This is a genomic window from Nostoc sp. ChiVER01, assembly GCF_034531155.1.
Taxonomy (GTDB): domain Bacteria; phylum Cyanobacteriota; class Cyanobacteriia; order Cyanobacteriales; family Nostocaceae; genus Nostoc.
Genome location: NZ_JAVRBS010000006.1, coordinates 89,004 through 102,113, shown reverse-complemented (window position 1 = coordinate 102,113; position 13,110 = coordinate 89,004). Strand labels below are relative to the sequence as shown.

The following is a 13,110-nucleotide window of genomic DNA, read 5'->3' as shown; positions in this document are numbered from 1 at the left end:
TTAGCCTCAGTGCGGTAGATGAAAACATCAATTACTTACCGCACAGATAAATTACAGTGTTTGGCTATCTAGATGTAACAGGTGAGACTGTGCTTCTACTTCCCAAGAAGCTTTAATTTCTGGTAGTTTATTTAGCTGTACTGCATCTTCTAAAGTCCAACAACGAGATCCGGTTAAACTCATGTCACCCCGCAGTACATTAAATAACAGTGGCAGATTGTCGAGACTGGATTTACCTATCCAACGCCCTAGCGGTGTGGTGTTTTGCGTGCGAAACCTCATTGCCTGAAACAGTTTACCTCGTTCTCCAACACGCCATTCACAGCAAAAAAGTGACCCTGGTGAGTAAACCTGCATTAGCACAATCAATCCCAACATGACTGGACTTACTAATAGCAGCAACACTAAAGCGGCAATCCAATCAATTACTCGTTGGAAGGGTTGGTTAGACAGTTTATTGCTAGCGGATATGTTTAGGAATATTGGCTTTTGAGCTTCTTCACATGCATCTGCCCAAAATCTCAGCAAAGCCTCACCCAATTTAGGATCTATGCTTACCAAACTTACCGGAGAATGTTGTAAGCATTCTACTAGCGATCGCTTACTATTTAATGAAGGCAAATATGGTTGTTTAACTCGTCCAAGCGGCTTCACCAACAGCTTACCCCGTCGCCACTGGAGTGTGCAGTACCCACGATTATCTTGGTGTTCCTGGGTTACATCATATAAATTCTCTAGAGTTGGAATTATTGAAGTTGTCATAATGTCTTTGGATTATACAGGAGTAAATTGCTGAGGCGTTATCAAAGGCTATCAATGCCAAAGACCCAAATCCGAATCTTGTTGTAAGTCCAAAAAGTTGGAGATAATTGAGGGCAAAATATGTTATTGCTATTTGCCACCTAGCCAAGCACACATTGTGCAGAATTATGCTGGTGTAGAGGTTTATAAATCAACGTTACTATCAATATTCATGGGTAATCGGTATTTTCCGGTAACTACTGAAAGTAGAAATATGTAGAGGGAAATTACCCATAAATTTATATCTACGTTTAATTGCACTGAGGTGTTTATTGTATCGATAGATTTACCAAAACCAGTCTGCTGTTATCTTCTAGCCTTTATGAAGGTGCTTTAATCTCTAGAATATAAGACTATTTAGGAATAGCGATCGCTCATATAAATTCTTTATTTACTCTTTAAAGAGCCAGTGATTTCTCGGAAAACCTATAAAGATAGCATAAATATACTGATTTTTTCCTGATAGCAATAAAATTAAATTTTGTTCAAAAAAATGTAGGGTAGCACACCTGTGCTACCCCATTGCGTGTTGTATTTAAACTGTTAGATCCCCGACTTCTCTAAGAAGTCGGGGATCTTTCGTCACCGTACTAACTATTTTTCTACAGCTTGACGCAGAGCTAATTGCTGTTGTTTGATATAAGGTACGTAATTGCTACTAGAGTTTGATACCCCATTAGCTACAACCCCAATCAGATTTAACTTACTCAGCATGGCTGTAGCTTGATTAAGCTGACTTCGCGTTACAATCCCAATGCTTGCCACCATAACCACGCTACGACAAGATGATGCGGTAAGCATGGCATCCACCAAACCGAGAACTGGGGGAGCATCTATGAGTACCAAATCATAGTTTTCCTCAAATGCTGCCATTAATTCTATCATCCTAGGAGAACTCAACAGATTAGCTGGATCAGCAGGTCTGGGGCCGGCGGTCAAAATATCGATGTAGGCGGAACCTGAGTATTGAAGACTAATCTGGTTGGGTAGAGTTGCATCACTAGCCAGTAGAGTTGAAAGCCCCTGTTCATTAGGAAGATTCAGTTGTTCGTGCAGACTGGGATCGCGTAAATTGGCATCAATCAGCAGTACCCTTTTGTGTAAACGGGCAGCACTCATCGCCAAACCCAACGCCAAAGCTGACTTACCCTCATCAGGTAAAGCTGAGGTAATCATCAAAGATTTCAGGTTAGCAACAGTATTTAAAAGTTCAATATTTTTGTAAATCAGATCCAGCGATTCCCAGCGCGGTGGAGATTGCAATACCTGAATTGTCCAGGGAGCGAGAACTTCTGGCTTACCAAAGGGCAACTTGATCATTGATTCTCTGGGTTTGGCTGGCGGTAATTTGGGAGTTGTTCCCAACAACGGCATGGCCATTTGCTTCTCTAATTCAGCAGTGGTGTGAACTGCATCATCAGCCGATTCTCGAACAAAGGCAGCAATGCCTCCTAACATAAACCCAACTACAGCACCTAACAGCAAGTTCTGTTGAAGATTGGGGCCTAATTGTCCGCCTTTTTGAGGTTCTTCTACAACTTCCCAATTAAATCCACCCTTAGAAAGTTCTTGCCGTAATTGCTGTTCTGCCCTTAAAAGCTGCTCTAACCTTTCACGGCTAAATTGCAACTGCGGTAACATCCGATTGTAATAAGCTAAAAGAGGCGGGAAACGTTTGATTTCAAAACGCAACTCGTTTTCTTTCTGGGCCAAAGTTTGATCACGAGCAGTTAAAGCAACTATAGTTGTCTGTGTTTCTACTAACTGACCAGCTAGGCTGAGATCAATTTGGCCAAGCTGTCCTTTTTCGAGAAGAGAATCTCCATTCGTGAATGCACTAGCAGACTTTTCGCCTAAAGTTCTTCCTACCTCTTGTTGCAATAATTCCTTCTGGCTTTTAAGCTGTTCTTTGAGCTTTTGCACACTCGGAGTTTCATCTGTAAAGCGTAAGCGTTCTTGTGCTAATGCCAGCTCGCTTTTTTGAATTTCGTTCAGTAAGCCTTGATAGCGAGTAGATTGACTCAGACGAGAAGCAACTAGAGCATTTTGAGGAGAACGGTTAAGTTGTTCTTCTAAAGATTTTTGGCGTGCTAAAGCTTCGCCATACTGGGCGCGAGTTGTCTGTCTTTCTTGGGCAATATTATTTAAAGCTGTCTCAATAGCTTTGGCCTGTGATTCTGGATCAATTAAGTTTTGATTTCTGCGGAACCTTTGTAAATTTGTCTCAGCCGCGTTTACTTCTTCACTGGCTTTACTTAACTGTTCTCTGATAATTTGCAGACCTTTTTGTAAACGCGAATTCTGTTGTTCTTTGTTATATTCCACATAAACTTGTCGAATTGCGCTCAGAACTTTTTGTGTCTTTTCTGGATCTCCAGCAGTGTATTCAACTTGAAATATTTTAGTAGCAACATTATCTTCTTTGCTCCTTATTTGAGTTAGTACTAAGGAAGCTTTAATCTCAGCCGAACTTATATCTGGATAATCAGATTGAAGTTTATCAACTGCTTTTTGGATGAGTCCTGAACTCTGCATCAAGTTAAGCTGAGTTGCAGTATCTATGACCACATTAGAGTCAGTAAATTGGTTGTCTACACCCCCTCCTTCTGTTTTTCCTTGATAGTTAGGTTCTACTAGCAGTTGCATGGAACTTTTATAAGTTGGCTTGGTTTTAAAAGTTACCATGCCTGCAATAGCAATAGAAGTAATTAATACTGCTAGAAACCAAGGAAATCTTCGCACAAATACGGCAAACAATTGTCCGTAGCTTGGTTCAGTTTCCGAAGCTGGAGTTATCTGAGGATTTAGACTAGTTTGAACCACTTTTATTATCCTTGTCTTCAAGACTTACGCTAAGAGATTCTCCGAAAATACCTATTTGTTTTACGAACTGCCAAGAAGGAGAAAGAAAAATAAATAGGTAATCTTATAGGGGGAAGAGATTAGGGAATCAAATGAATAATTGATGCACACCACAAGCTTGGTTAATGATTTGCTCAACTTTACTAAAGAAGGCATTTTCTGAAAAGTTTGCTACTGCATGGTTACGGATGCGATCGTAATCCCAAGAAATACCATTGGCTTCTAGTAATGCAATTTGTAGAGATTCGGGTGTTTGCCTTTTGAAAAAGACTCCGGTTTCACCTGGTATTTGAGTATCTAATACTCCACCTGCACCATAAGCGATGACTGGTGTACCACTAGCATTAGCCTCTACTGGAACTAATCCGTAGTCTTCTAAGGCTGCGACAATAATAGACTTGGCTTTGGAAAACAAGTCTTTACGGGTTCTATCACTTACGTGTCCCAAGAACTCAATATTTTTTAATGCTTTGGATTTTAACCGAGCAAGTTCAGGCCCATCACCTGAGATTAATAATCGCCATCCCAGCCAGTTAAAAGCTTCAACTATTATATCAAGGCGCTTATAGCTGATCATCCGGGCTGAGGCCAGATAATATTCTTCTTTTATATCAGAAAAAAGAAATTTACTAGTATCAATTGGATAGTTTACCATCATTGCCTTTTTGCCATAAATACTTTCAATACGGCGGGCAACGACACTAGAATTGGCAATGTAAAGGTCAGGTTCCTGTGCATATTTCAGGTCTACCTTTCTCATTACTTGAAATATTTGTTCGATTAAAGGAGCAAAATATCTATAGTCTCCGTATTCTCTTAAATAGGTTGCTGTATCCCATAAGAAACGGGTGACGTTATGACAGAAGCAAATGTGGCGGGCATTGGGATTTTTTCGCACTGCTTTAGCGAAGCTGGTGCTACTGCTAATAATTAAATCGTAGTCTTGCAGATCCAAGGCACGAAAGGCAGGAAAATATAGAGGAGCCATTGACCTGAAATATTTTGCTGCACCAGGAATTTTTTGTAAAAAGGTTGTATTGACTATGCGATCGCCTAGATCAATAGTTTTTTCTGGATCGTACAGAGATGTGAAAATATCTGCTTCGGGATAGCGTTTACAAAGCAGCTCAAACACACGCTCTGCCCCACCTCGCTGGGTTAAATAATCGTGGACTAGAGCAATTTTCATGAATTTGGCCTAAAGTTTCGATCAGGTTTGTTTCAACGCTCCCCAGCAAGTTATTATCAACAACTTTAGTGTCCCGCAGTATAACTCCTATCCTCTTCACGAAATCCTGGCGACAAATAGGGGCGTACAACTAGCTGTACGCCCCTACAGCCGATTCATTTGTAGCTATTACCCAACTGCTACTAAGATTTTTTCTGAGGCGAAATAAGTGTTTTGCTCAGTTCTTAGTTGGTCGCAAAGTCTGCCTTCAGGTAATTCTACATCCTCATAAGTGAGGACTTGATCCTTAGAAATATCTCGTTTGAGGCGACATCCTTCGGCTAAACCAATTGGTAGAAGATTTTGCTGTTGGACGATATTGGAATTTTCACATTGTCCGTAGGTCATGTAGTAGCCGATGCCATCTAAGGTTTCTCCTGCTTTCAGATCGATTTTGGCAGTGGTGACAACATCTACTAGCGGGCCTGCTAGTGGAGACATAACCGCATCACCAAATAGGACAGCACGCGCTACGGACAAGGGAACTTCAAAATGACAGAGGTGATAAGGAGTATAGAAGCTGTAAAGTGGGCCTTCGCCTAATTTATATAAGTTGAGATAGTGCTGTTGCTTGGGGTCGTCGTGAGTGGCAAATACATATACGCCAGGGCCAGGTTTTGCTCCAACTACATAATCGACGATGCCGCCCAGTTCTTTGAGTTGTTCAACATCATATATATGGGCCATTTCATCGACATAACCGTTAAAGTCATATCCTAGCATTCCCCGTTTGGCGACTTTCATGCCTGTGGCATTGGCAACGATCGCTTGCTCAAAGGAAATTTTGGTTCCGTCGGCAAAGCTAGCCACCATGTGGGGCTTTTGACCCCAACGTTTAGCAAATCCTTCCTGGGTGGTGGGATTGCGATAGGGGTCTTGGAGTCCTTTAATGTTACCGCACAATAACGGAGTTAGACCAATGCTTTTGACAAAGCGGTAGAGGTTCATTTGCACCCCTGGCTGATCGCCATCACAGGCAGTGAGAATCACACCTGCTTTGTCAGCATAGACTTTGAGGATGGGGCCAATGGTGCCGTCGAGTTCGGCATTCATCATAATCACATGCTTGCAATGAGCGATCGCTTCCATAACGATGTGAGCGCCAAATTCCACTGCACCTGTGACTTCGATTAATGCATCGATGCCCTCGGCCCGACACAGTAACTTAGCGTCTTCTGTGACTGCATACTTACCGTTAGCGATCGCATCTTCTAATTCGCTGACAGTTGCAACAACTTGAATATCTTCAATTCCTGCTTCCGAATAAGCTTGTTTAGCTGCATCAATCTGGCGATTGGAGATAGCAACTAACTCCATTCCTGGCACTGAATTGACAATTTGGTTGGCAATTCCTCGACCCATAAAACCAGCACCAATCATTCCCACCTTAATAGGATTTCCTGCTGCTGCACGGGCTTGTAAGGCGCGATCGATAATAATCATGAACTAAACTCCTTTTTGGAACTGTTGGTTGTGATACAAATTCTCTATAAACTTGCACTTAATAATTTTTTAAAGCTAAATATTAAGTACATTTTCATGTGAATTAAGATTAGCTATAGCTAATAACTGGTTCTTTGCTAGATGCTATAGAAGCAGTCTGTTTTTTCTGGCTATGATTTTCGATAATTTGCTCCACAACATTTCTGTAAACTTGGGCAAACTTTTCTTTGGTATGATTTGCTCTTGCATATTCCCAAGCCTGACGAGACATCAGCTTTAGGTCTTCAACAGGCAAATTGGAAATACTTCTAACTTTCGTCTTAATTTCGTCAACGGAAAGATTGTCAAAAATCACACCAAAATCGTGAACATCTACACCAGATTCGTAGCTCAAAATCGGAATTAACCCAGCTTGCAAGCAACTAATTACTGCTCCTGACTGTCCTTCAGAAACAGAAGGATAAACAAGCCCTAAACAGTTATTTGTCACCTCTATAAAATCAGGGCTAGTAACATCAATCCACCCATAAGTGTGGATGTTAGGTGTTTCGTACAGTTCTTTATAGAAAGCTTGCTCAAATTCTTTGTCACTACTTACCGGCCCACAAATTGTTAAATGGTATTCCGGCATTTGGGCAAAAGCATCTAAAACTAAATCTAATCCTTTGAGGACTAAAGCACTACCACCAAACCACAGAAAACGCTTTCTTACCGCTTCAAAATCTTTTTTGTCGGGATAAGGATAAACCACAGGCGAAGAAATTGGGATGCGATACATCGGTTTATTGGCATACTTGAATGTATCAGTTGTGAAATCGTTACCCAACACAATCGCGCAATCGGCATATTCAATTCCCAAGTTAGGAACTTCAAATCGCTGTGGTTTTAAGGTGATACCTTTGCGCCGTTGTAGTTCTAGAAGTCTATTGCATTCTGCTGCATTGCGAAACACCATATTCGCAATGTCAACGTGGAAAATCTTGATGCAATCCTTATTGAGTTTTGGTGCAAGCGCTTCCATTCGATGACGGATATCAATGAAAAATGCGTAGTCTTTTTGAGGAACAAATTTATTATTGTGGAACTGGATAACATCAACGTTATAGCCTAAAGTTAAAAAAGTTTGGGCAATTTGCCAAACTTCCCAGTACCAAGTATGGTCATTAGGCATTGGCTGACCAGGTTTTAAGAGGAATGGTTCAATCCGATAAGAAAGAAGTACATTTCCTTTGGAAGGCTGTTTAGGCTTTAGGGAGACAACCTGTAATGTCTTAGCGTAATTGATGCGAGCTTCGACTTTTTTAGAGACAAAAGAGATAGTATTACCGACACGAGATAGAAGATTATTTGGCATTTATTTCTATCCTAATTAATTATTGTATTAGCTCATGAAAAGCAGCCAGTGTGTTCTACAATAAACACCTGGCGTAGAGAAAGAGTCTATAGTTATCTGGAAGCTGTACCGCCAACAGTCATCATTCTCAACAAAGGCCAATTTAAATCTTTCTCAGATATTTCAGTCACATCTAGAGGCCAATCAATGGCAAAGAATGGGTCGTCATAGCGTAAACCCCTTTCATACCCTGGCGTGTAAAATTCGCCAACTTGATATATAACTTCAGTCTCATCTGTGAGTGCTTGATAGCCATGAGCAAACATTTCTGGAACATACAAAGCGCGGCGGTTTTCTGGGGTTAGCTCTACACCAATGTGTGATAAAAAGCTAGGAGATTCTGGACGCATATCAATAATTACGTCATAGATAGCACCTTTAGTACAGCGAATTAATTTCGTTTCTGCTGCTGGGAGAATTTGATAATGCATTCCCCGAATAGTGCCTTTTTTATAGTTAAAAGACAGGTTACATTGGGCAACTGTTGGCTTTAATCCGTATGCTTCAAATTCTTGAGCGCAGAAAGATCGAGCAAAAAAACCACGCTGGTCTGGCTTTTCTTCTAAGTCAATAATGAATGCGTCTTTGAGTGCAGTTTCAGTGAAAATCATTATGATTCCTTTGAGATGAATGTTGGTTAATTAAATTAGATATTCTTCCGACAAGAACGTTTTTAAGTTGATACTTTAACTGCATCAGATGCAGAACGTAACTCAGCTCTAGGATAAGTATCATCCCAGTATTGAGTGCAAAGGTCTGGTCTTTCAGGAGGATTGGCAGTGTAACAAAAGAATAGCGCTGACCGTTCTTCTGTGCGGACTGTGCCATGATGCAAAGCATTTTTCGTATCTACAATAATTACAGTACCTGCTGGGCCTGGGCAGGATTTCCAAGCTGATTTGGGGATGACTGGTTTTACTTCTTCATCATCGATACCCATATAACCTGACTTCCAAAGTTTGTAATAAAGTTGAATATAACTCCAACTAAATAAGGAAGTTAAAGAGCGAGGAATGTATTCAAAAGGCCCGGTTTTTTCTTCTACATCATTTAAGTAAATGAATATTTTGATGATGCGACGGTCTTCGGCATCACTATGCCATAGCAGTGTGCCAAACTGATGTTTGCTAGGGAAATCTTTGCGTAAATGTACACCATGAAAAGCAACAGGAAGACCAATATAATTTTCGATGATGTTAAGAAGTCTTTTCTCGGTTCCCCAAGCATAAAATTCTGGTAAACCTGTTACTGTGGTAATTTGTGGTAATTTTTCGTCTAGATGATTGTTGTTAGGATTTTCCATCTCAGACAATTGATGGTAAGCAGCTTTGAGCAGTTCTGAGCTAGAGTTTAACCCTAAATCTGCCAGTGTTGTGACGTAAACGCCATCTTTTTTGAGAGCCTTAAGAATGTTGCGTAGGCGTAGCCCGTCGTAGACATCGCTTCCTTCTAACACTGGCAAATTTCTGCTATGCTTCCAACGGGCTAGGTAATATTCAAAGTCAGAAGATAGTGTAGATATTTTGCGTTTTATAGCACTAAACATGGTGTAAATCCTCCTTGTTTTGATACATATTTGTTAGGAACTTCATAGCTTACGGTTTATAAGTCCGCACTTCTTGAGTAGGTATTTCATTTGATTCTGCTAACGCGAGTTCTTTAGAAACCATCACATCAAAAGCACACAAGCTAACCAAAGCCAAAAATGGAACTACTATTTTGATAGCGGACATCGGCCATCTTCTTAAAGCACCCAAGAAAACTTTCAAGTTAACTTCTTTACTGTTCTGTAAAAGCATCCGTCTACAAAACTGCTTAGAATATCCATTCTCTTCCAGTTTCAAAATCACTTCGGGTATATGTTTGTATTGCATTAACAGTGCAGATTTTGGTTCTTTTTGCCAATAACTCACACCAACAACACATTCCAAATAAGTTTCTTGAGTGACGATTACTCTGCCATTAGCAGCACAATAACCGGCTAAATATGCTAAAGATATCCAGTTGTTTTCAGCATCTTGCCAATTTTGGAGAGCGCGTTTCACTAAATCAGTGCGGTAGACTGTAGCAGTTAGAAAAATAACTGCACCGACACTTTTTGAGAAACAATGCTCAAATATAGCTTTACCATCACCATCACCATTTTCACTATCTATATCAAACCAGCGATTACCAACAATTGTTGGTGGATGGACTGGTTCACCAGTAATTTGGTTCCGTCCAGAAAAGTTGAGGAACAATAATGATAAATCTTCATACTGCTTGAGTTTGTTAATCACATAAGCAACAGCTCTATCTTGAATTGGATCATCATCACCAATTGTCCAAACATATTTGGTTGTTGTAGAATTTAGGCAATACATAATATTTTTGACTACGCCTAAATTCTTAAAATTTTTATTTGACTTGAATGTAATATTATTAAGCGTTGTTTGCCATTTTTGGATTATCTCCTGAGTATTATCTGTTGAACAATTATCAGAAACTAAAATTTCACAGTCGTCTTCAAACCCTTTAATAGCTTGAGCTAACCAAGTAAGTTGTTTATCTAGAAGTTGGGCACGATTAAATGTAGGAATGGCAATAGTCAGCAGTTTATTCATATTAAGCTCTAATTTGTAGTTAACAAGGTATTAAGCTACTTCCCAGTCTTTTTTTTGTGGTTTGGCAGCAAAAATTTATAGTAGATACACCTTTTAATTACTCTTTAACGATTTCCAAAATACATCAAAGTATTTATCTCTTGAAAATCACTTAAATATTGCCCGCGATCGCAATTCTATATAAATCTAGTAATAATAGGCATTAAGACCCTATTAAAACCCTATCTCGAAGAGGAGATGGATAAATTTTAACTTCAGGAATTGGCACTACAAACTGTCCACCCCACTCGCCAATAAATGCCATTTGCTCCATAATTTCTTCCTTAAGATTCCAAGGCAATATTAGAAGATAATCTGGTTTAGTCTCGCGGATTTTATCTGGTTCAAAAATGGGAATATGAGTTCCAGGTAAAAATAAATCTTGCTTGTAAGGATTGCAATCTACTGTGTAATCTATAAAATCTTTTCCAATCCCACAGTAATTGAGCAATGTATTGCCTTTGGCTGGTGCGCCATAACCAGCGATTGACTTACCTTCTGCCTTAGCTGTCAAGAGAAAATTTAATAGTTTGTGCTTTGTTTTTTTGACTTTTTCTCCAAATGTAATGTAAGTCTCTATGCGATGCAGTCCGGCGGCAATTTCTTTAGCTTTCAAATCTCTAACTCGTTGACTAATGCTGAGATGAACAGCGTAGTCATGTTTGGCATAAATTCTTAATGAACCGCCATGAGTTGGTAATTCCTCCACGTCAAAAAGTTGCAAGTTGTGTGCTGCAAATATTTTTTCTATAGTGAGGAATGAAAAATAAGAAAAGTGCTCGTGATAAATAGTATCAAACTGATTTTGTTCAATAAGTTGTAAAATGTGAGGAAACTCCATCGTCAAAATACCATTCGGTTTGAGGATGAGTTTCATTCCTGCAATGAAATCGTTTAGATCCGGTACATGAGCTAAAACATTATTACCTATCAAAAGGTCAGCTAGTTTTTCTTGTGTCACTAGTTCTTTGGCAGTTTCAACTCCAAAAAACTTGTTGATACTAGGAATGCCTTTGTCTTCAGCAACTTTAGCTATATTTGCGGCTGGTTCTATTCCTAAAACAGGGATTCCCTTTTCTAGAAAATATTGCAGAAGGTAGCCGTCATTACTGGCAATTTCAATAACTTGATTATGATGATTAAAGCCAAACTTCTCTACCATCATCTCCGTGTAAGCCTTGGCATGTTTTAGCCAACTTACTGAGTAAGAAGAAAAATAAGCATAATCGCTGAAAATATGATCTGGAGTTTCAAACTGTTCTAATTGAACTAAAAGAGTGTCTTCAGAAACATAAGCGTGGAGAGGATAAAATTTTTCTGCATTATTTAGCTGTTCTGCTGTCAAATAGGCATTAGCTAAGGGTGACATCCCTAGATCAATAAAGGTTTGGTGCAGGGGTTGACCACTGAAACGACATTTTGCGATCGCCATAAACTTTAACTCACTAATTGCAAATAATTTGATAGATGGATAAGTCCGAATCAACCTATTTGATTCGGAAACTTAGTTTATTTGTTCGCTGTTGCTAGGCTAATCTAACTACTTTTTATTCCAGAAAAAATCTTTGTCAATTTGCTCAGTACGAATCAGATACTCTAGTTGCTTTAAGCGGGTAAATCCTCTAAACAAGAAAGTATCTTCAGCCATATCTATTTGACTGAATAAATCAAATAACTGCTGGGCACCAAGTCGGGCATTCCAATCACACTTAAATCCAGGTAGGATTGTGTTGATTTTCTCGAAGGATACTCGATAGCTGCGGTTATCTGAACCGTTGTTACCAAAGGACAATTTACAATCTGGGAAAATATCAGCAATAATTTCTGCGATTTCTTTGACGCGATAATTATTTGCTGTATCTCCCACGTTGAAGATTTGGTTATGTACAATGTCTCGTGGTGCTTCCAAAGCGCAGACTATTGCTTTGCAAATATCCAGTGCGTGGACTAATGGCCGCCAGGGTGTACCATCACTGGTCATTTTGATTTGTTTGCTAGTCCATGCCAACCCTGCTAGGTTGTTTAAAACAATATCAAAACGCATTCTGGGAGAAGCACCAAAGGCAGTTGCATTCCGCATAAAGGTGGGAGAGAAGTCATCGTCAGCGAGTGGTCTGACATCTCTTTCTACGAGAGTTTTGCATTCTGCATAGGCGGTTTGGGGATTAACAGGCGATTCTTCTGTGACATCACCTGCGGTAGCAACACCGTAGACGCTGCATGAAGACATGTATACAAAACGGCGCACACCCATAGCTTTAGCTAGGCTAGCTAGACGAACTGAACCTATATGATTAATTTCGTAGGTAATATTAGGTGCTAATTGTCCGGCTGGGTCGTTGGAGAGTTCCGCCATGTGAACTATGGCTTCAACACCTTCCAAATCATCAGGGGTGATGTTGCGGATATCTTTGTTAAGGGTTTTGGGTGTTACCCCATTAGCGTTGTATAGCCAACCAACTTTATAAAAACCGGTATCTAGACCGATAACTTCATGTCCTCGTTCAATTAACAGAGGCGGTAATAACGAACCAAGATAGCCTTCTGTTCCAGTTACTAATATTTTCATTGTGGTTAATGCCTTTGTATTGATGAGTTAAATTTTTCGTTTAGTAGGGACGCACAAATATTTGCCCTAAAGGGTGTTGCATTCAAGAGAGAACCGCTATATTTTTCGTTTGTATACAATAGCTTGACCTCTCTCCAAACCTCTCTCCTAAGAGAAGAGAGGCTTTGAATCT

General features: G+C 39.8%; 10 protein-coding genes. All 10 read right to left on the bottom strand.

Features of this window, described 5'->3' with window-relative positions; all coding sequences use genetic code 11:
* Window positions 1-51: 51 nt before the first annotated feature.
* The gene (gene hepC / locus RMY00_RS10440) at window positions 52-762 is read right to left on the bottom strand and encodes a heterocyst development glycosyltransferase HepC (protein WP_322647472.1); all 711 of its coding nucleotides are present in this window, start codon (window positions 760-762) and stop codon (window positions 52-54) included.
* Between the two features lie 633 nt (window positions 763-1,395).
* Window positions 1,396-3,624, bottom strand: a complete 2,229-nt coding sequence (locus RMY00_RS10435) for a polysaccharide biosynthesis tyrosine autokinase (RefSeq protein ID WP_322647471.1) — start codon at window positions 3,622-3,624, stop codon at window positions 1,396-1,398.
* Between the two features lie 127 nt (window positions 3,625-3,751).
* Window positions 3,752-4,852: a glycosyltransferase gene (locus tag RMY00_RS10430; RefSeq protein ID WP_322647470.1), complete on the bottom strand. Its 1,101-nt coding sequence runs from the start codon at window positions 4,850-4,852 to the stop codon at window positions 3,752-3,754.
* A gap of 168 nt (window positions 4,853-5,020) precedes the next feature.
* Window positions 5,021-6,334 (bottom strand): NAD(P)H-dependent oxidoreductase, encoded by a 1,314-nt coding sequence (locus RMY00_RS10425; RefSeq protein ID WP_322647469.1) that lies wholly within the window; start codon window positions 6,332-6,334, stop codon window positions 5,021-5,023.
* Between the two features lie 109 nt (window positions 6,335-6,443).
* Window positions 6,444-7,688, bottom strand: coding sequence for a glycosyltransferase (locus tag RMY00_RS10420; RefSeq protein WP_322647468.1), 1,245 nt, complete (start codon window positions 7,686-7,688; stop codon window positions 6,444-6,446).
* 92 nt (window positions 7,689-7,780) lie between these two features.
* Window positions 7,781-8,338, bottom strand: a complete 558-nt coding sequence (gene rfbC, locus RMY00_RS10415) for a dTDP-4-dehydrorhamnose 3,5-epimerase (RefSeq protein ID WP_322647467.1) — start codon at window positions 8,336-8,338, stop codon at window positions 7,781-7,783.
* A gap of 62 nt (window positions 8,339-8,400) precedes the next feature.
* Window positions 8,401-9,273, bottom strand: a complete 873-nt coding sequence (locus RMY00_RS10410) for a phytanoyl-CoA dioxygenase (RefSeq protein WP_322647466.1) — start codon at window positions 9,271-9,273, stop codon at window positions 8,401-8,403.
* 49 nt (window positions 9,274-9,322) lie between these two features.
* Window positions 9,323-10,330: a glycosyltransferase family 2 protein gene (locus RMY00_RS10405; RefSeq protein WP_322647465.1), complete on the bottom strand. Its 1,008-nt coding sequence runs from the start codon at window positions 10,328-10,330 to the stop codon at window positions 9,323-9,325.
* Window positions 10,331-10,532: 202 nt separating this feature from the next.
* Window positions 10,533-11,801 carry a class I SAM-dependent methyltransferase gene (locus RMY00_RS10400; protein WP_322647464.1) on the bottom strand — a complete coding sequence of 423 codons (1,269 nt, stop codon included), beginning with the start codon at window positions 11,799-11,801 and terminating at the stop codon, window positions 10,533-10,535.
* A gap of 108 nt (window positions 11,802-11,909) precedes the next feature.
* Window positions 11,910-12,938: an SDR family oxidoreductase gene (locus RMY00_RS10395; RefSeq protein ID WP_322647463.1), complete on the bottom strand. Its 1,029-nt coding sequence runs from the start codon at window positions 12,936-12,938 to the stop codon at window positions 11,910-11,912.
* Between the last annotated feature and the right edge of the window lie 172 nt (window positions 12,939-13,110).